Source organism: Streptomyces sp. NPDC059850, assembly GCF_042731515.1.
In the GTDB taxonomy this organism is placed as follows: domain Bacteria; phylum Actinomycetota; class Actinomycetes; order Streptomycetales; family Streptomycetaceae; genus Streptomyces.
Window position 1 is genome coordinate 41080 of record NZ_JBHWJI010000041.1, and the last position, 20266, is coordinate 61345.

General features: G+C 74.1%; 8 protein-coding genes. 3 read left to right on the forward strand and 5 right to left on the reverse strand.

Translation table 11 applies throughout. The features are described from left to right. Positions 1-81 precede the first annotated feature (81 nt). Genes ACFV9T_RS29005 through ACFV9T_RS29025 form a run of 5 tightly spaced genes read right to left on the reverse strand, consistent with a single transcriptional unit; the run spans position 82 to position 5531 of the window. Complete coding sequence (locus tag ACFV9T_RS29005) at positions 82-546, reverse strand: ribose-5-phosphate isomerase (protein ID WP_385445381.1); 465 nt, start codon at positions 544-546, stop codon at positions 82-84. Further along, positions 543-2288, reverse strand: a complete 1746-nt coding sequence (locus ACFV9T_RS29010) for a dihydroxyacetone kinase family protein (RefSeq protein ID WP_385445382.1) — start codon at positions 2286-2288, stop codon at positions 543-545. The genes ACFV9T_RS29005 and ACFV9T_RS29010 overlap by 4 nt, the downstream gene beginning before the upstream one ends. After that, on the reverse strand, positions 2285-3745 hold the full coding sequence (locus ACFV9T_RS29015; RefSeq protein ID WP_385445383.1) for an FGGY family carbohydrate kinase: 1461 nt from the start codon (positions 3743-3745) through the stop codon (positions 2285-2287). The genes ACFV9T_RS29010 and ACFV9T_RS29015 overlap by 4 nt, the downstream gene beginning before the upstream one ends. Beyond that, positions 3742-4833 (reverse strand): 2-hydroxyacid dehydrogenase, encoded by a 1092-nt coding sequence (locus ACFV9T_RS29020; RefSeq protein WP_385445384.1) that lies wholly within the window; start codon positions 4831-4833, stop codon positions 3742-3744. Before ACFV9T_RS29020 ends, ACFV9T_RS29015 begins: the two co-directional genes overlap by 4 nt. Before the next feature lie 5 nt (positions 4834-4838). After that, complete coding sequence (locus ACFV9T_RS29025) at positions 4839-5531, reverse strand: HAD family hydrolase (RefSeq protein ID WP_385445385.1); 693 nt, start codon at positions 5529-5531, stop codon at positions 4839-4841. A 108-nt stretch (positions 5532-5639) separates the two neighbouring features. Here ACFV9T_RS29025 and ACFV9T_RS29030 point away from each other — a divergent pair, with 108 nt between their 5' ends. From ACFV9T_RS29030 to ACFV9T_RS29040, 3 genes are all read left to right on the forward strand, one after another. Then, on the forward strand, positions 5640-6440 hold the full coding sequence (locus ACFV9T_RS29030; protein ID WP_385445386.1) for a DeoR/GlpR family DNA-binding transcription regulator: 801 nt from the start codon (positions 5640-5642) through the stop codon (positions 6438-6440). A gap of 113 nt (positions 6441-6553) precedes the next feature. Next, a complete protein-coding gene (locus ACFV9T_RS29035; RefSeq protein WP_385445387.1) occupies positions 6554-7813 on the forward strand; it encodes an MFS transporter in 1260 nt (419 codons plus the stop codon). A gap of 105 nt (positions 7814-7918) precedes the next feature. After that, positions 7919-20194: an amino acid adenylation domain-containing protein gene (locus ACFV9T_RS29040; protein ID WP_385445388.1), complete on the forward strand. Its 12276-nt coding sequence runs from the start codon at positions 7919-7921 to the stop codon at positions 20192-20194. The last annotated feature ends 72 nt before the right edge of the window (positions 20195-20266 follow it).

A 20266-nucleotide genomic window follows, 5' to 3' on the forward strand; every position in this document is an offset into this window, starting at 1 on the left:
GTCAACGAGATTCAGGTTCCCCTTGAAATGCGGGTCGGCACCGGAAGAAGCGGTACCGGAGGCGGTCGGCCGGGCGCGGCGTCAGCTCTCGTAGGCGCGGATGGCGGCGACCTTCTCCGCCGAGGGGGAGGTCTCGTCGAAGCGCTGCGCGAGCCAGTCGTCGGTGAGCGCGCGGGCGAGTTCCAGGCCGATGACGCGCTGGCCGAAGCAGAGGACCTGCGCGTTGTTGCTGAGGACGGAGCGGCGTACGGAGTAGGTGTCGTGGGCGGTGACCGCGCGGATGCCGGGGACCTTGTTGGCGCTGATGGCCACGCCGAGGCCGGTGCCGCACACCAGGAGGGCGCGGTCGGCGGCGCCGTCGGCGACGCGGCGGGCCGCCTCGACCGCCACGTGCGGGTAGGCGGTGTGCTCGTCGCTGCCCACGCCGACGTCGATGACCTCGGCGACCCGGGGGTCGGCCAGCAGATCCTGCTTGAGGGCTTCCTTGTAGCCGTAACCGGCGTCGTCGCAGCCGACGACGATCCGGAACGGAGTCGCGGTGGTCATACGGCATCGCTTCCTGTCGTCGCGGGGAGGGTGGCGACCGCGGTCAGCACCGCGGCGAGCGAGGTGGCTCCGGGGTCGGGGGTGCCCACGCTGCGCTCGGCGAGGGGGCGGGCGCGGCCGAGGCGGGGGCGCAGGGTGGCGGTGTGTTCCGCGGCCGTACGGGCTTCCGCCGTGGCGGCCGCGTACGCCTCGGCCACCGGGGCTCCGGCGCGCAGCTGTCCGGCGAAGGCGGTGGCGAACGGGGCGAGGGCGTCGACCAGGGTTTTGTCGCCCACCTCGGCCCCGCCCAGCGAGGTGACGGCGGCCAGCGCCTCGGTGGCGGCGGACGCCAGCTCCTCGCGCCCGGGCGCCCGGTCCGCCGGGAGTACGCCGCCGAGCGCGCGCAGCGCCGCGCCCCACAGCGCGCCCGAGGTGCCTCCGGCTTCCGCCGCCCAGGCGTCTCCGGCGGCGGCGAACACGGCCGCCGGGGCGAGCTGTTCGGTGTGCGCCTTCTCGGCGGCCGCGAGGGCCGCGTCGACGCCCTTGCACATGCCACGGCCGTGGTCGCCGTCGCCCGCCACCGCGTCCAGCCGTCCCAGCGCGTCCGCGTCCCGGTGCAGTACATCGCGGGCGGCGCGCAGCGCGTGGACGGCCAGTGCCGCGACCTCGACCGCCGCGCCGGACGCGGTGGCGGCGGGGCGTACGTCGGCGGTGGTGGCGGTGGCGGGACGTACGGCGGTGTCGTCGGCCGGGAGTTCGGGCAGGGCGCCACGGCGGAAGGCCGGGGTGTCGGCGGGGGCCCGCCACAGCCGTTCCAGCTCGTCGTCCAGCCAGGTCAGGGTGAGGGAGCAGCCCGCCATGTCCAGGCTGGTGACGAGTTCGCCGACCTCGGGTCGTACGGGGGTGAGCCCGGCCTCGTCCAGCAGCCGGGACACGGCGCCCCACAGCACGTACAGCTCCTCGTACTTGGTGGCGCCGAGGCCGTTGAGGACGACGGCGACCCGGCCGCCGTCGCCCGCGCCGCCGGGCCGGTCCGCCAGCAGCCCCGCCACCAGGACGCGGGCCAGCTCCTCCGCCGTGCCGAGGGTGTCCTCGCTCACGCCCGCTTCGCCGTGGATGCCGAGGCCGAGGCCGAGACGGCCCTCGGGGACGGTGAACAGGGGTGCTTCGCCGCCCGGGAGGGTGCAGCCGTCGAAGGCCACGCCGAGGGTGCGGGTACGGGCGTTGGTGTGCTCGGCGACCCGGACGACCTCCTCCAGCGGGGCGCCCTCCTCGGCCGCCGCCGACGCGGTCTTGAAGACGACGAAGCCGCCCGCGATGCCACGCCGCCGCGCCATCTGGTCGGCGGGCGCGGAGGCGATGTCGTCGGTGACGGCGAAGCAGCGGGCGGGGATGCCGTCGCCGGTGAGCTGCCGTGCGGCGAGGCCGAAGTTCATGACGTCACCGGCGTAGTTGCCGAAGAGGAAGAGGACGCCACCGCCCGCCTCAGCGGCCTCGGCGACCGAGCGGGCGCGGGCGGCCGACGGGGAGGTGAACACGTCGCCGATGACCGAGCCATCGGCGAATCCGGGGCCGACGACACCGCAGAACGCGGGGTAGTGGCCGGAGCCGCCACCGGTGAGCACCGCCACCTTCCCCTCGGGCGTGGCGCGGGCGCGCACCACGCCGCCGGGCACGGCCCGTACGTGTTCGGGGTGGGCGGCGGCGAACCCGGTGATCATGTCGTCGGTGAACCGGGCGGGGTCGTTGAAGAGCCTGGTCATCGTGTGCTCCAGCCGTCGCGTGCGGCATCGAGGGCGAGGCGGTAGTCGGCGTAGCCCTCGGCGTAGTGGTCGATCAGCCCGCGCTCGGCGGGCACGGTGCGGCGCGGGGCGCGCCAGGCGCGGGCGTCGACGGGTGTGCCGAGGGAGTGCCAGGCGGTCTGGGCCGCGCCCCGGATGCCCACGGCGTCGTCGCAGACGTCCAGATCCCGGCCGAGGACACCGGCGAAGACACGCGCCCACTCCCCCGAGCGGGCGCCGCCGCCGCACGCGGTGATGGCGCCGCGGACGCCGAGGGTTTCCATGCAGTGCCGGGCCGAGTACGCCACGGCCTCGCACAGCGCCCGTACCAGGTCGGCGCGCCCGGCCAGCGGGGAGAGGCCGTCGAAGCGGCCACGGGCCCGCGCGTCGACGAAGGGGGCGCGCTCGCCGCTGGCGGACAGGAACGGCAGGGCGGTGACGCCCGAGGCGCCGGGCGGGGACTGGACGAGCAGCGCGTCCAGCGCCTCGATCTTCACATCGAGCAGTTTCAGCAGCCAGTCCAGGCCCGCGGTGCCGATCATGGCGGGCATGACGCGCAGGAACCGGTCTTCGTATGGGGTGGCCAGGACCATTCCGGCGGGTTCGTCGGCGGCGGCCGGGCGCGGCGCGCTGTCGAGGGTCTGGGCGGCGAGGGTGGTGCCGATGATGAGGTGGCCCTCGCCGGGTTCGGCGACGCCCGAGCCGAAGGCGCAGGCCGGTATGTCGAACGGACCGGCGGAGACCGGCAGTCCGGCGGGCAGGCCCAGCCGCCGGGCCGCGTCGGGCAGCAGCCGGTGCAGGGTGCCGGGCGGCGCCGGGTCCGGCAGCAGCCGCCGGTGGTCGGACAGTCCGCACAGGTCGAGCGCGGCGTCGTCGTACGTACGGGTGGCGACGTCGAGGAACGGCTGCGAGGCGTCGGAGGCGTCGACGGTCACGGCGCCGGTCAGCCGCTGTACGACGGCGTCCACGCAGTATCCGGCGACGTGCGCCGCTTCGAGCCGCTCCGGCTCGTGTTCGGCGAGGTGGGCCAGCAGGGGCGCGGCGGAACCGGGGAACAGGCCGACTCCGGTGCGGCGGTGCAGGGCGGTCAGGGTGCCGTCGGCGGTCCACCGGTCGAGCCGGTCGGCGGCCCGGCCGTCCATCCAGGACAGGGCGCGGCCGACCGGGGCGCCGTCGGCGTCGCGCAGCCACAGGCCGTCGCCCTGCCCGGTGAGGGCCAGCGCCTCGACCGGTTCGCCGTCCATCTGCCCGGCGTCGGCCAGCGCCGCCCGTATGACGGTCTCCACGGTGCCCACGACATCGTCCAGATCCTGTTCGACGCGCTGTCCTGGCAGGGTGTAGACCGTGCTGCGGGCCTCGTGGGCGGGGGTGGCGCGGCCGTCGCGGGAGATCAGCTGGGCCTTGGTGACCGACGTACCGATGTCGACTCCGACGATCACGATCGGCCTCCGGTCAGCACCTCCGGGTTGGCGATGTGCCGCGGCTGTTCGCCGCGCAGGAACCGGGCGGCCTCCGCGGCGGTGATCAGGGCGGCCCGGTCGGCGGTCTGCCGGGTGGCGCCCGCCAGATGCGGCGTGGTGATGACGTTGGGGGCGTGGTGCAGGGGCCAGTCGGCCGGGGGCGGTTCGATGTCGTAGACGTCGAGGGCGAGCGCGCCGAGCCGCCCGGACTCCAGCAGCCCGGGCAGCGGGGTGTAGTCGAGCAGATCGCCACGGGCCGAGTTGACGAGGACGGCGCCCTCGGGGAGCAGTGCGAGGTTCTTGGCGTTGAGCAGATGCCGTGTCTCGGGGGTGACCCGGGCGTGCAGGCTGACGACGGAGCTGCGCCGCAACAGGTCGTCCAGGGAGGTGAGTTCGACGCTTTCCGCCTGCGCCTTGGCCGGGTCCGCGTACGGGTCGGAGACGAGGACGCGGGCGCCGAAGGCGCGCAGCACGCGGGCGACGATCGCGCCGATGGCCCCGTACCCGACGAGGCCGACGGTGGCTCCGTCGAGTTCGAGACCGGCGTTCTCGTAGGCGTAGTAGTCGCCGCGCCACATGCCCTCCTTGAGGGCGGCGTCGGCGAAGGTGATGCGGCGCAGGGCGGCGAGCATCAGGCCGATGGCGAATTCGGCGGCCGCTGCGGCGTTGCGCCCGGGGGTGAAGGTGACCGGGATTCCGGCGGCGGTGGCGGCGGACACGTCCACGTTGACGGGGCCGCCGCGCGCCACGCCGATGAACTTCAGCTGCGGCGCCTCGCGGATGACACGGGCGGTGAAGGGGGCCATCTGGGTGAGCGCGACGCTCGCGTCCCCGAGCGCCTCCAGCACCTGTTCCTCGGTGCCGCTGGCCTCCTTGACGCCACCGTTTCCGTGGGCGTCGGCGCCGACCGGGCCGAAAGGCTCGTTCGGCCAGCGGGTGCGCAGCGTACGGAAGGTGAGCCCGGTGTCGGGCAGGGCGTCGCCCAGGGCGTTGCTCAGGGCGGCGGAGAAGAGGTCGGGGGCGATGAAGTCGTCGCCTGCCACCAGGACCGTGGTCGTATCGGTCACTTCGGTCACTCTCCTCGGGTGTCGAGCTTGCTGAGCAGGAAGTCGCGTACGGCTCCATGGTCCGGGGAGCGGAAGGCGGCGGCCGCGAGGGCGTCCTCGGCCGGTGGGTACTGCGGGTTGGGGATGGCCACGACGGTCATCCCGGCGGCCGCCGCCGCGCGCAGTCCGTTGCTGGAGTCCTCGACCGCGAGGCAGCGCTCCGGCGCCACGCCCAGCGCGCTCGCGGCGGCGAGATAGACGTCCGGGCTCGGCTTGCCGCGCGGCACTTCGGCGCTGGAGACGGTCGCCTTGAAGTGGTGGTCGACCGCGTGGTGGACGAGGACGGCGTCGATGACCCGGCGCGGCGCGGAGGAGGCGAGCGCGATGGGGCCGCGCTCGGCGGTCGCGGTGATCATCTCGCGGGCGCCGGGCAGCAGCTCGATGCGCCCGTCCGTCAGCGCCTGGACCATGCCGTCGACGACGGTCCGTTCGGTGTCGGCCGCGGATCCGCCCCCGGATCCACCCTCGGAGCCGCCCGCCTCGCAGAACCGGGTGAGGTAGGCCGCCCACTCGGGGGCGCTCATCCCCTGGACGTCACGCGTCTGGTCCGGGCCCCAGGAACGGCCGTGGGCGGCGGCGTACGCGGTCCACAGCTCCTCCCACAGATGCTCGCTCTCCACCAGGACGCCGTCCATGTCGAAGACCACTGCGTCGGCCATGCGTACCCCTGATCCCCTGGCTGATGATGTCGGTCCAGCGAAATTAACAGTCTCGGTGTGAGTTGTCACCGGTTCCATGTGAGAAATTGGCACGGCAGGATGGAGTACATGACTCTCCCGTCTTCGCGCGGTGCGCGGCAGCAGCGACACCAACTGATCGTCGACCACGTTCTGGCCCGGGGGGACGCCACCGTGGCCGAGCTGGCCGAGCTGACCGGCGTCAGCCTGATGACGGTCCACCGGGACATCGCCGAGCTGGCGGACCGTGGCATTCTGCGCAAGTATCACGGCGGCGTCTCCGCGCAGCCCTCGATGGTCTTCGAGTCCAGTTCGGACTTCCGGCTGCACGCGCACACCGAGGAGAAGCAGGCCCTGGCCCGCGCCGCGCTGTCGTTCGTGGCGCCGGGCATGTCGGTGATGCTGGACGACTCGACCTCGGCGCTGGCCCTGGCCCAGCTGCTGCCCGAGGTGGGGCCGCTGACCGTGGTGACCAACTACCGCCTGATCACGGAGGAGCTGCGGGGTGCCGAGGGCATCCGGCTGATCTGCGTGGGCGGCGAGTACTCGCGTACCCACGACTCATGGATCGGACTGCCCGCGATCGACATGATCAGCGGCATCTCCGTCGATCTGACCGTGCTGTCCACCTCCGGGATGACCGCTGGCATGACGTTCCATCAGGAGCAGGAGATCGTCAGCATCAAGCGGGCGGCCCGGCAGGCGGGTGCGACGAGCGTCCTGCTCATGGACCACAGCAAGGTGGGCCGCCGGGCGCTGCACCGGCTGGAGAGCGTGGACTCGTTCGACCACGTGCTGCTGACCGGGCCGGTGGACGAGGAGCTGCTGCGGGAGATGCGGGAGCTGACCGACGTACGGGTGGTCGAGGCGGGGGCCGAGGCGGGTGGCTGAGGCGGGATAATTAACATCGGATCGCGTGAGTCTTACCAAGACTCTTGATATTTCTCTCGGCGCGCTTGAGTATCTGCGGTCATACTCCGTCACACCTCAGAGTGGAGGTAGCGATGCCGAAAGCCTTGGTCCTGGGCTATGTGGGCGTGCTCTTGTTCATGATCGGCGATGGTGTCGAATCCGGCTTCATCGCCCCGTACATGGCCGACCATGGCGCCGGGACGGACGTACGGGCCGGGTACGTCATCACGGTGTACGGCATCGCCGTCATGCTGGCGTCCTGGTTCTCCGGCGCGCTCTGCCAGGTGTGGGGGCCGCGCCGGGTGATGTGGACGGGGCTGGTGATCTGGGCCGTCTTCGACGCCGCGTATTTGCTCTTCGCGCTGGGCACCGAGAACTACCCGCTGATGCTGCTCTTCTACGGCATCCGGGGCTTCGGCTACCCGCTCTTCGCGTTCGGCTTCCTCGTCTGGATCACCAACACGGCGCCGACGGCCCGGCTGGGCACGGCGGTCGGATGGTTCTACTTCGCCTTCACGGGCGGCCTGCCCACGCTCGGCTCGCTGTGGTCGAGCCTGACCATCCCCTGGTTCGGCCGCCTGGGCACGCTGTGGTCGGCCCTCGCGCTCATCCTCCTCGGCGGCGCGGTCGCCCTGGTCGGCGCGCGCCGCAGGCCCGGCGGTGACCGGATGGCGCCGCCGGAGGTCACCACCGGGCAGAGCCTGCTGAACTCCGTCTCCATCATCTGGACCCATCCGCGCGTCCTGGTGGGCTGCCTGGTCCGGGTCATCAACACCGCACCCGAGTTCGGCATGCTGGTGTACCTGCCGCGGATCTTCTCCGACGACGTCGGCTTCGGCGAGGACAAGTGGCTCCAGCTGCTGGCGATCATCTACGGCACGAACATCTTCTTCAATCTCATCTTCGGTGTCCTCTCCGACCGCATCGGCTGGCGCACGACCATCGCGGGCTTCGGCGCCCTGGGCTGCGCGATCAGCGTCACGACGCTGTACTTCGTACCGGTGTGGCTCGGCCCGGACTACTTCTGGGTCGCGGTGCTCGCGGGCATGTTCTACGGGGCGACCCTCGCGGGGTTCGTGCCCATCTCGGCGCTCATCCCGTCGATGGCCCCGGAGAACAAGGGCGGTTCGATGGCCCTGCTCAACCTGGGCGCGGGCGGCGCGGCCTTCGTCGGCCCGGCGCTCGCCAGCCTGTTCTTCCCGCTCGTCGGCGCGGGCGGCGTCACGCTGGTCTTCCTCGCGCTGTACTTGGTCGCGTTCGTGCTGACGCTGCTGCTGAAGCTGCCGGAGGAGCGGGACGGCGGGGCGGCGGCCCCGGACAAGCCCCGAGCGGGCGCGACGACGACCTCGTAATCCGCTCTGTCGTCAACCGCTTTACGGAACCGGGCTCTCCTCTTCGCCCCTCCCTCAGGATGGAAGCTCCCACAGGGTGGAAGCGAGCGAACGAGGAGAGCCTTGATGCCCGGACCGAATGGCGAGACCACACTGCTGGGGGTCTTGCTGGACGCCGCCGAGGTGGCTCCCGACCAGGTGCTGGTGCATGTGCGGGGAGACGGCTCCGAGCGGACCGTCACCTACGCGCGGTTGCGGGACGACGCGCTGCGCGTGGCGGGCGGTTACGTGGCGGCGGGGGTGGCCCCCGGCACCTGTGTCCCCCTGCTCGCGGACCGCGGTGACGACTTCCAGGCGATGTTCTGGGGCGCGCTGGCGGCGGGGCTCGTCCCGGTGCCGCTCGCGGCCGACGCGCGGCGGGTGGTGCCGGTGTGGGAACTGCTGGGCCGCCCGCCGGTGGCCGTGGACGAGACCACCTCGTCGCTGCTGGCCGAACTCCCCTCTGCGGTACGCCCCTTGAGGCTTGCGACGCTACGGCAGGGCAGCCCGCCCGCCCGGCTGCCGGTGGCCGCCCCCGATGACGTGGCCTTCCTGCAGTTCTCGTCGGGCAGCACCGGGGCGCCCAAGGGCGTTCGGCTGACCCATGCGTGTGTCCTGGCCAACCTGGGGCAGATCCGCGCCGCCGCGGCCCTCACCCCGGACGACGTGGTGGCCAGCTGGATGCCGTACTTCCACGACATGGGGCTCATCGGCACCCACCTGGCCCCGCTCGCCGCGCGCGCCAAGCAGGTGCGGCTGGAGCCGCTGACGTTCGCCAAACGCCCCGCCCGGTGGCTGGAGACGGCGGCCCGGCACCGGGCCACGGTCCTGTCCGCGGCCAACTTCGCCCTCGCGCTGGCCACGCGGCGGATTCCCGACGAGGTGTTCGCCCGACTCGACCTGTCCGCCGTGCGGCTGCTCCTGGTGGGCGCCGAGCCGATCGCCCCTGCGGTGTGGCGGCGGTTCGCCACCAAGGCCGGGGCGTCCGGCCTCGCCGCCCGCGCCCCGCAACCCGTCTACGGCCTGGCCGAGGCCACCTTGGCGGTCACCTTCCCGCCCCTGGACGAGGTGGCGGCGCCCCGCGTCCTGGACCGCACCGCCCTCAGCGGCGGCCACGCGGTCGACACCGCCCCGGGCCCGGACGCGGTGGAACTGATGGACGTGGGCCTGCCGGTGCCGGGCAGCGAGGTGCGCATCGCGGACGATGCGGGCCACCCCCTGGAGGACCGCCGCGTCGGCCACGTCCACGTACGCGGCCCCCAGGTGGCGCCCGGCTACCACGAGGCCCCCGAGGCGACCGCCGCCACGTTCACCGACGGCTGGCTGCGCACCGGCGACCTGGGCTTCCTGGACAACGGCCGCCTGTGCGTAACCGGCCGCGACAAGGACGTCATCTTCGTCAACGGCCGCACCTACCACGCCCCGGACCTGGAACAAGTGGCCGCGGCCACTCCCGGCCTGCCCAGCCCACTGACCGCCGTCGTCGGCTCGACCGACCCGGCCAGCGGCACGGAGCGGGTGGTCGTCTTCGTCCAGTGGCCGAGCCCACCCCGCGAGGCGACGACCGTGCTCGAGCAGGTGGCATCCCGCGTCCGGCAGGCCCTGTCCCACGACGACGTACGGGTGCTACCCCTGCCACCGGCGGCGTTCCCCCGCACGACAAGCGGCAAGCTACGCCGCCGCGCGATGCGCGACCGCTTCGAGGCCGGGCGGTACGCGACGGTCGAGGCGCGGTGGGCCGTGAACCCGACCGCCCCGGCGGGCACGGTTGCCACGCCGGTGGCGGCTGGACCAGGCGCGGGCGCCGCACCGGAGGACACCCCGGCCGAGGCCGCCCCGGCGAAGGGCGCCCCGCTGAAAGTAACCCCGACCGCCGACATCCCGGCAGATTCCGTCCCGACGGAACATGACCCGGCCGAGAGCCACCAGGCCACCGCCGTAGCGACGGTGGGCAGGGGCACCGAGGGCGACCCGGCGGAAGGCCACACCGCCCGCGCCGTCCCGGCGGACGGCAGCCGGGACGTTGCCGGGGTTGTCACGGCGGTCTGGGCGCGGGTGTTGGGGCGGCCCGCCCATGGCATCGGGGTGCACGACCGGTTCCTCGCCATCGGTGGTTCGTCGCTGAAGGCGATGGAGGTGCTCGCCGCGCTGGAGGACACCTTCGGTGTCTCCGTACCGCCGAGCGTGCTGCGCGATCGTGACACCGTCGCGGCGATTACTGAATACCTGGTGGCGGCCCAGGGCGATGAGCGGCCGGACGGCGCGAACAACCGCCCCGCCACAGACGAGGCGGCGGCGGTCGCCATCGTCTCCATGGCCTGCCGCTTCCCCGGGGCCGACTCCCCGGACGCCTTCTGGGACCGGCTCGTGGCCGGGCACGACGCCGTCGGTCCCGTGCCGGGCGACCGGTGGGCCACCCGGCCGGAAAGCACCGCCCGGTGGGGCGCGTTCCTGGCCGATCCGGCCGGTTTCGACGCCGCGTACTTCGGCATCGACGAGCAGGAGGCCACCGCGACCGACCCGCAGGACCGGATCTTTCTGGAGCTGGCCCACGAGGCCCTGGAGCGCGCCGGTTACGCGGGCTCCCGGCGGGCGGGCCGACGTGTCGGCGTGTTCGCCGCGACCGGGGAGAGTGGCTACCGCGAGGTGCTGTCGCGGGCCGCCGGGCCGGACGGCGGGTTGCCGCCCGCCGCGTTGACCGGCAACCTGCCCAACCTCGTCGCCGCCCGCGTGGCGCAGAGCCTGGACCTGACCGGCCCGGCCCTCGCCGTCGACACCGCCTGCTCCTCGGCGCTGGTCGCGCTGCACCTGGCGCGCCGCAGCCTGGAGTCCGGCGAGTGCGATCTCGCCGTCGTCGGCGGGGTCAACCTGGCGCTGTCCCCGACCGGCCACCGGCTGCTGGAGCAGGCGGGGGTGCTGTCGCCGACCGGGCGGTGCCGCGCCTTCAGCGCCGCGGCCGACGGGTTCGTACCCGGGGAGGGCGGCGCGGCGATCGTGCTGGCCCGGCTGGACGACGCGCAGCGCGCGGACGACCCGGTGCTGGCCGTGCTGCGCGGCACCAGCGTGAACAACGACGGGCGCTCGCTGAGCCTGCTGGCCCCCAACGCGCTCACCCAGCGGGAAATCATCGTCCAGGCGCACCGGGACGCGGGTGTCGACCCCGACCGCGTGTCGTACGTCGAGGCGCACGGCACCGGTACCGCCCTCGGCGACCCCGTCGAACTGCGCTCCCTGCGCCAGGCGTTCGGGCCGCGCGCCGATGGGCGGCCCCGCTGGCTGGGCTCGGTGAAGACCAACGTCGGCCATCTGCTCAACGCTGCCGCCATGCCGAGCCTGGTCAAGGTGATCCTGGCCCTGCGCCACCGGGAGTTGCCCGCCTCCCTGCACCACGACCCGTCCGGTGAAGCGGACGATTTCGCGGTGGTCGGCGAGCATCGCGCGTGGACAGCACCCGGCCCACTGGTGGCGGGTGTCAACGCCTTCGGCTTCGGTGGCACCAACGCACACGCGATCCTCGAGGAGGCGCCACCGCGCCCGGCCGATGCCACCGAGGACGACGGCCCGCAGCTGCTGACACTCTCGGCGCGCGGCGCCGACGCCCTGGAGGCCGCGACCCGGGACCTCGTGGCCCATCTGCGCGCCCACCCGGAGCTGGCCGAGGGCGACGTGTGCGCCACCGTCAACACCGCCCGCGACCACGGCCGCCACCGCCTGGCGGTGGTGTCCCGGGGCGGTGACCTGGCCGAACGTCTCGCCGCCCACCCCGCTCCTGCAGTGGCCACCGCCCGGCCCCGGCTGGTGTTCCTGCTGCCCGGCCAGGGCACCGTACGGCCGGGGGCGGGCCGCGAGCTGTACCGCCGCGCGCCCGCGTTCCGCCACACGATGGACGAGGCGTCCGCGCTGATCGGCCCAGTGTACGGGCGCACGCTGGCCCAGTGGTGTCTGGACCCCGATGCCGCACCGGCCGACGTGGCCCGTACGGAGGTCGCACAGCCGCTGCTCGTCGCGTACGGCGTCGCGCTCGCCCGGCAGTTGCGCGCGTGGGGCGTGAACCCGGACGCGGTGTCCGGGCACAGCGTCGGCGAGATCGCCGCCGCGTGCGTGGCCGGGGCGCTCACCCTGGCCGAGGCGGTTCGGTTCGCCGCCGAACGGGGCCGCCTGATGCGCGACTTGGCCGCCCCGGGCGCGATGGCCGCCGTACGCGCTGGGGAGGAGGCCGTCGCGGCGGTGGTGGCCGAATCGGCCGGTGCGCTGTGCGTGGCCGCCGTCAACGCCCCTGATCAGACGGTGCTTTCCGGCACCCCGGACGCGATCGACCGGGGGGTGGCGCGACTGGCCGCCGATGGGCTGTCGGCCCGCGTCCTGCCGGTCTCCCACGGCTTCCACTCCCCCGCGATGCTCCCGGTGGCCGACTCACTCGCCACCGTGGCCGCCGCCCTGGCGGCGCGTCCGCCGTCGGTGCCCCTGCTGAGCACGCTCACCACCGAGTGGCAGCCGCCCCTGGACCCGGCGCACTGGCGCGAACACGCCCTGCGGCCCGTGCGTTTCGGCGCCGCCGTGGAGCGTTTGCTGGACGACGGGTACGACACGTTCCTCGAGCTGGGGCCCGGCACCACCCTGCCGGGTCCGGTGCGCTCCGTCGCGGCGGGACGCGGCGGCACGGGCCCGGCGCCCGAGGTGTTGACGACGGCGGGCACCGACGCCTGGCCCGCTCTGCTGACGGCCCTGGGGCGGTTGTGGACACGCGGAGTGGACCTGGACCACGCAGCCTTGGGCGCGGGGCGGGCGCGCGTCGCCGTGCCGACGTATCCGTTCCAGCGCCGCCGGTACTGGCCGGAACCGGTGGCGGCGCCACTTCTGCACCGCCTCACCTGGCGCGACGCGCCCCTGACCACGGCGGCGGACGCCCCGCACGCCGTACGGCTGGCCGGGCCGGACTCGGAACTGGCCCGCGCCCTGGCCGACCGCCTGGAGCGGCGCGGTATCCCGGTCCTGCGGGGCGACGCTTCCCTCGCTGAGCCGTCGCCGCCGGTCACCGTACTGTTCGCCGGACCGGCCACCGACTGTGCCACCGTGGCGGACCTCGACGCCACGACGCACACCGTGCTGTCCACCGTGCCCGCGCTGCGGGACCTGTTCACCCCGATGAGCCGCGACGGCGGGCATCTGGTGACGGTCACCGAGGATGTGCACACCACCGGTGCCGATGGCGAACGCCTCCGCCCTGCCCAGGCGCTGCTGACCGGCCTGACGCTCGCGTTGCCCGAGGAGTACCCCGGTCTCACCGCGTCCAGCGTGGACGTGTCCTCGTACGACTCCCTGGACGTCCGGCTCGACGAGCTGGAACGGGAGGTGCTCGGGCGGCACGCGCCGGGGGACGGTGGCGCGGTGGCATGGCGGGCGGGCCGCCGCCTGGTCCGTACGGCCGATGCGGTGGCGGCCGGTCCGCCGCCCTCGCCGCCGCTGCCGCCCGACGGCACGTACCTGATCACGGGCGGTGCTGGCGGCATCGGCGCCGCGTTCGCGCGCGACCTGGCCGGACGTGGCCGACCGACCCTGGTGCTGGTGGGCCGGTCGGCCCGTGCGGCGGACGGCCTGACGGCCGAACTCGGCGCGCTCGGAGCCACCGTGGAGTACCGCGTGGCGGACGTATCGGCTGAAGCCGATGTCGAGGCTTTGGTGGGCGGTCTGCCACCGCTGGACGGGGTGTTCCACGCCGCCGGTGTGGTGCGCCCCGGCACGCTGCGGACCAAGTCTCCGGAGGAGATGGCCGAGGTCATGGCCGCCAAGGTGCGCGGCAGCCTGCTGCTGTCGCGCACCTTGTGGCGGCACGGCCACCGCCCGGCGGCGTGCGTGGCGTTCTCGTCGGTCGCCGCCGTGTTGCCGGGGCTGGCGGGCGCACTGGGCGACTACGCCGCCGCCAACGCCTTCCTGGACGCGTTCGCCGCCGCCGAACGGGCCGCCGGGCGGCCGTGGCAGTCGCTGAACTTCGCGGCGTTCGCCGACACCGGCCTGGCCGCCCGGCCCACCATCGCACCCCGAGGCCCCGCACCGCTGACCACCGAAGCGGGGCTGTCGGCACTGCACACGGCGTGCGGTATGGACACGGCCCAGCTGGTGGTGGCCGAGCTACCGGTGAAGTCGGCGACGCCCCCGAGGCCGCCCAACGCGCCAACCCCCGGCAGCCCTGCCCCCGCCCTCGCGGCTCCCGCCACGTCGACCACCGATGGCTCGGCCATCGCAGTGTCGGGCACCGCCCCGTCGGCCGTCGCGATGGCGGCCCTCACAACGTCCGACCCCGCCCCGTCCGGACCGGCCCCGGCGACCGCCGTCGCGTCCGGAACAGGCGCACCCAGGACCGACACGGCACCGTCGCCAACGACAGCCGCGGCAGAGCCCGCAAGGCCCGGAGTCGGCTCCGACCCGTCCGGCACCGACACCGCGCCCTCGCCAACGGCGGCCGTCACAGGGGCCGCTGGGGGGCTGGGAGCCTCACAGCGGCTGGCGGACACGGCCTCGACGCCCGACCCACCCCGCATTGCCGACATCACGCGCCGTCTCCTCGCCGAGGCCCTGCATCGCGTGCCCGGCGAGGTCGACGACGATGAACCGTTCCTCACCATGGGGTTGGACTCGCTCTCCGCCGTGGACCTCGTCCGGCGGCTGGAGGCCGAGCTGGGGCGGGTGCTGCCGCCTACGCTGTTCTTCGAGTACCGGACGGTCCGCGAACTGGCCGCGCACCTGGCGGAAGACCACGCGGGCGCGCAGCCGCACGCACACCCGCCACACCACCCCACCAACAACCACCGCACACACGCGTTCGCCGCCGGGGACCCGCATCCCCTCACCCCCGTACAGCTGGCCTTCCACACCGGCGGCAGGCTGCACCCCGAGGTCGCCGCGTACGCGTTCGTGCGCCAGACCATCGGCGGCGACCTGGACACCGCACTGCTCGGCCGGGCGCTCGCGTTCCTCGCCGACCGCCATCCGATGCTGCGCGTCAGGATCGAGCCCGGTCCCGGCGGTACGGCGCCCACGCAGCGCGTGGCGCCGCCCGAGCCGGACACCGTCCCCTCCTGGTACGAGGTACGAGACGCCGACGACGGCCCGCTGGCCGACCTGGAGGAGGCGCTGTGCAACCGGCCCTTCGACCTGGCCGCCGAGGCGCCCGTACGTGCCGTACTGGTGCGCGAGCGCGCCGACCTAGCGCACCTGTTGCTCGTCCTGCATCACGCCGCCGCGGACGGCTTCAGCGTCAACGTCCTCGGCGAGGAACTGTGGTCGGTCTACACGGCGTTCGCACACGGCCGCACACCCCAACTACCACCACCCCGCACCGACTTCGCCGAATACGCCGCCGCCCTCGACGCGGAACGGTCCTCCCCGGAGGCCACCGAGGACCGCCGCTACTGGCACGACCTGCTCGCCGACCGCACACGCCCCCTGGACCTGCCCTGGGCAGCCGCCCCCGACACGGCCCCCGTCGCGCCACTCACCGCACACCAGGTCGCCACCGACCCCGGCCTCACCGCCGCGCTGCGCACCTGCGCCGCCGCCCACGGCGTCTCGCTGTTCCATCTGCTGCTGGCCGCGTACGCACGCTGCCTGGCCCGGTGGAGCGGGCAGCGCGATATCGCGGTCAACGTCGCCCGCGCCCGCCGTGAGCTGCGGCTCGCCGGGCTCGACCGGTTGGTCGGCCCGCTCGCCGACACGCTGCCGCTCCTGGCCACCGTCGGCCCGGACGAACCGGTGCCCGCCCTGGCGCAGCGGCTGCGCGACAGCTGGCTGGACGCCGAGCGGCACGCGCGCCTCACCGGCCTCGACATCGCCCGGCTGCTGCCCGCCACGGGGGCACGCCCGCGCGCAGCCTCCCCGGCGGGGTTCAGCTTCGCCCGCTTCCCGGCCACCACGGACCCCGACTGTCCGGTCACGGTACGCCCGACCGCCGCGCGCACCGCCTCCGCCGCCACGCGCCTGGGGCTGCTGTGCTGGGAGAGCGACGGAGCCCTCCACTTCTCCTGGAACTTCCCGGCCCGGCTGTTCACCCCGGCCACCGTGGAACGCCTGGCCCGCGAACACCTCGCGGACCTCACCGAACTCGCCACACCCGCCACATCCGCCACACTCACCCAGCGCGAAGGCATCGTCGAGCGCCTATGCGCCCGCTTCCACGCGGCGGCCGACCACATCGCGGTGGACACCGGCGAAGCCACCATGACCTACGCGGCACTCGACCAGGCGTCCGCCACGCTCGCCGCCCGCCTCCGCGCCCACGGCGTCACCCCCGGGGACCTGGTAGGTCTGCTCACCGAGCCGGGCGCCGACACCGTCGTCGGCGTGGTCGGCATCCTGCGGGCCGGGGCCGGATGGGTGCCGCTGGACGCCGCCCACCCCACCGCGCGCCTCGCCGACCAGCTGCACCGGTCGACGGCCCGGACCGTGGTGTGCCACACCGCCACCCGCGCCACGGCCGACGCGTTCGACAAAGCGACGGCGGTCGCCATCGACGATCCATCGCCCGCCCCCGCCATCACACAAGAGCCCGCACCCACCGACCCCGACGCGATCGCCTACACCATCTTCACCTCGGGCTCCACCGGCCGCCCCAAGGCCGTACCCATCACCCACCGGGCGATGGCGAACTACCTGGACTGGGCCGTGGCCACCTTCGGCTACCGGCCGGGCGACCGGCTCGCCCAGACCGCCTCCGTGTGCTTCGACGCGTCCGTACGCCAGCTGCTGGCACCGCTGCTCGTCGGAGCCACCGTGCACACGCTGCCCCGGAACCTCGTCCGCGACCCCGAAGCGCTGCTGGACCGGGTCGTACGAGACCGGATCACCGTGTGGAGTTCGGTGCCGACCCTGTGGGAACGGCTGCTGACCGCCGCCGAGACCAAAGTGCGGCGCGGCGCGCCCCGGCCCGATCTGTCGGCGCTGCGCTGGATCCACGTCGGCGGGGAGGCACTGCCCGCCGCCCATGTCCGCCGCTGGTACGACCTGTTCGGTCCCGGCCACCGCATCGCGAACCTGTACGGGCCCACCGAGGCCACCATCAACGCCACCTGCCACCTCATCGACACCCGCCCCGGCGACGAGGTACGCCGACTGCCGATCGGCCTCCCCATCTCCGGCACCGAGGTGGCAGTGGTGGCCGAGAACGGACACCACTGCGCCCCGGACGAGCCCGGTGAACTGCTCATCGGCGGCACCGGACTGACACCGGGCTACCTCGGCGACCCGGAGCGGACAGCGGCGGCGTTCACCGAGCGCGACGGCAGGCGCTGGTACCGCAGCGGCGACCGGGTCAGCAGGCGGCCCGACGGCGTACTGGACTTCCACGGCCGCCTCGACGACCAGGTGAAGGTCCGTGGCCACCGGGTCGAACCGGGCGAGATCGAGGCGGTGCTGCACACCCACCCCGCCGTCGCACAGGCCGCCGTACTGCACCATCACGGCCGCCTGACCGCCTTCGTGGAATCCGCGCCGGGCACGCCACGCGCCGAACCGGCACAGCTCCGTGCCCATCTGGGCGGCACCCTGCCGGACTACATGCTCCCGGCCCGTTTCCGGTACCTCGATACGCTGCCCCTCACCGGCACCGGCAAGGTGGACCGCCGCCGTCTCGACCCACCGCCGCCGGATCCGGACACCAACACCGACACCGACACCGACACCGACAAGGCCCCGCCCGCCACGCCCACCGAACACACCCTGGCCCGCATCTGGTCCGAGGTGCTGGGCGTGGCGCGGGTGAGCCGCGAGGACGACTTCTTCACCCTCGGAGGCGACTCCATCCTCGTCCTGGAGGTGTTCGCCCGCTTGGAGAAGACGGACGACGAGGCGCGGCGCAACACCGCCCTGCCCAGGCCGACGGTCATCTACGAACACAGCACCCTCGCCGCGCTCGCCACCGCGATCGACAAGGCCGCAGTACACGAAGCCCCCGCCGCACCCGCCGAATCAGACATCACGCCGTACCCCCTCACCCCCACCCAGCGCGGGTTCCTGCTCGCCGAGGCCATCGCGCCCGGGTCCGGCTCGGCGTGGCTCGCCCGGCTGCGGCTGCGCGGTCCGCTGCGGGCGGATCTGTTCCAGCGCGCGGTCGACGCCCTCATCGTCCGCCACCCCATGCTGCGCACGGTCTTCCCGGCGGGCGCCCGCCCGCCGGTCCAGCAGGAACTGCCGCCCGCGCTGCGGCTCCCGGTGGACTTCGAAACCCTGGCCTCCCCCGAAGAACTCGACGAGCGAATCGCCGACGAACGCCGTCGCCGGTTCGAACCCTGGGCCTGGCCACTTCTGCGCCTGCGGGTGCTGACACTCGCCCCCGACGAGCACACGCTCGTCGTCCACGCCCACCACCTCATCGGCGACGGCTACAGCGCGGCCCTGTTCGGCCGGGAGCTGCTCGCCGTCTACGACCAACTCGACCGGGGCGAACAGCCCGAACTACCGCCGCTGCGCAGCACGTTCCGCGATTACGTGGCCCTGCTGCGGCAGGCGGAGGACCCGGCCCGCCACGACGCTCCGTACGAGCGGCCCGAACTGCGGAGCCCGGGCGCCGGGGACGGCAGTACACACGAGGCACGCTTCACCCTCGACGCCGAGGCGACGGCCGGGCTGCGCCGCCTCGCCGCCACCGCCCGCGCCACGCCGTACGCCCCCGTCCTGACCGCCTACTACCGGGCCCTGGCCGACCTCACCGGCCAACGGGACCTCGTCCTCGGGCTCGCGGTCACCGGGCGCGACCACGCGCTGCCGGACATCAGTCGGGTGTTCGGCCCGCTGGCAGCCGCCGTACCGCTGCGCCCGGCCGTGGCGGAAGAACACCAGCACACCGCGCCCGCCACGTCCTTCCGTGACGATCTGCGCCGCATCGCGGAGGAGGCCACCGCCGCCCGGACGTACGGCACAGGCACCCAGCCATCCGACGGCCATGGCCTGCCGAACGCCACCCAGTTCCTCTTCAGCTACCTCGACTTCTCCGCCCTCGGCCCGCCCACCGGCACATCCCTGACCCTCGACTGGGATCACCACGACACGGAACTCGCCCCGCCCCCGGTGGGAACGGATGTGTTCCTGGCCGTCCGGCCGGTCGGGCACAGTTTGCGCGTCACCGTGCGGGCCTCGGCCGCCGCCCTCGACCCGGCGGCCACGGCCGCGTTCGCCCGCGCCCTGCGGGACGAGCTGACCGGGGCCGTAGCGCCGCGCCCGCGCCGTACCGTACGTACCTCCCGTACCGGCACGGACGCCGCGCTCGTCGGCTATCTCCCGTCGCCCGGACAACTGGCGGCGCTCGCCGGTGTACCGGCCACGGCCCTGCCCCGGGAACGTCTGCGGGCCCTGCTCTTCCCGGACGGCGGCCCCCGCCTGCTGGAGGAGATCAGCACGCCGCTGGGCCGCTCGGCGTTCGTGTCGCTGCCGCTGTTCGCCGACGAACTGGCGCCGGGGAACCGGCTCATCGGCCACACCGCCCGCGCCGTCGACCACGCCGCCACGCTCGGCGCGCGCTGTGTCTCGCTGGCCGGGATGATCCCCGCGTACACCGGCTACGGATTCGAGGTGGTCCGCGCCACCGGCGGGGCGACGACGGTCACCACCGGCCACGCGGCCACCGCCGTGTCCGTGGTCAAGACCGTCCACGCCGCGCTCGCAACGCGAGGACGCGACCTCGGGGACCTGACCGTCGCCATGGTCGGCCTCGGCTCGATCGGCACCTCGTCCCTCAACCTGCTGCTCAGCAGCGCCCAGCGGCCACCCGCCCGCCTGGTGCTGTGCGACCTCGCGGGCAGCGCGCCGCGCCTGCGCGCGCTCGCCGGGGATCTGCGCGGGCGCGGGCGCGGCAGCGGGCGCGGGAGCGAGCTGGCCGGGCCGGTGGAGACGGCCGAGTCCGCCCCGGACCTGCCCCTGCCCGATGTGGTGTACGAGGCCGATCTGATCGTCACGGCCGTCAGCGGAGGTACGGCCGTCCTCGACGTCGACCGGCTGCGCCCCGGCGCCGTCGTGGTCGACGACTCGTTCCCGCACTGCTTCGACACCGCACGCGCCCTCGACCGGATGCGGCGACGGCGCGATGTGCTGACGGTCGGGGGCGGGTTGCTCTCGGTCGGCGCCACCGAGCGGCACATCGCCGACGACCTGCCACCGGCAGCCGCCTCCGGCTACGCGGCACAGGCCTGGCTGCCGGGTACGGTCGCCTCCTGTCGGCTCGAATCCCTGCTGCACACCGCCGTGCCTGGCCTGCCACTGGTCCACGGGCTGGTCGACGCCTCCCACGCACACGCCTACTGGGAGGCGGTCGAGGCGGCCGGGGTGAGCGCGGCGCCACTCCACCTGCTCGGCCACCAGCTCGACACCGAGAGCTGAAGCACCTGCCGCTGAAACACTGGTGCCCCGGCCGGAAACAATCCGGCCGGGGCACCACACCGCACATCTTCA

Coding starts and splice junctions, on each gene's coding strand:
- ACFV9T_RS29005 (WP_385445381.1), bottom strand. CDS start 546: ATGACCACCGCGACTCCGTTCCGGATCGTCGTCGGCTGCGACGACGCC.
- ACFV9T_RS29010 (WP_385445382.1), bottom strand. CDS start 2,288: ATGACCAGGCTCTTCAACGACCCCGCCCGGTTCACCGACGACATGATC.
- ACFV9T_RS29025 (WP_385445385.1), bottom strand. CDS start 5,531: ATGGCCGACGCAGTGGTCTTCGACATGGACGGCGTCCTGGTGGAGAGC.
- ACFV9T_RS29030 (WP_385445386.1), top strand. CDS start 5,640: ATGACTCTCCCGTCTTCGCGCGGTGCGCGGCAGCAGCGACACCAACTG.
- ACFV9T_RS29035 (WP_385445387.1), top strand. CDS start 6,554: ATGCCGAAAGCCTTGGTCCTGGGCTATGTGGGCGTGCTCTTGTTCATG.
- ACFV9T_RS29040 (WP_385445388.1), top strand. CDS start 7,919: ATGCCCGGACCGAATGGCGAGACCACACTGCTGGGGGTCTTGCTGGAC.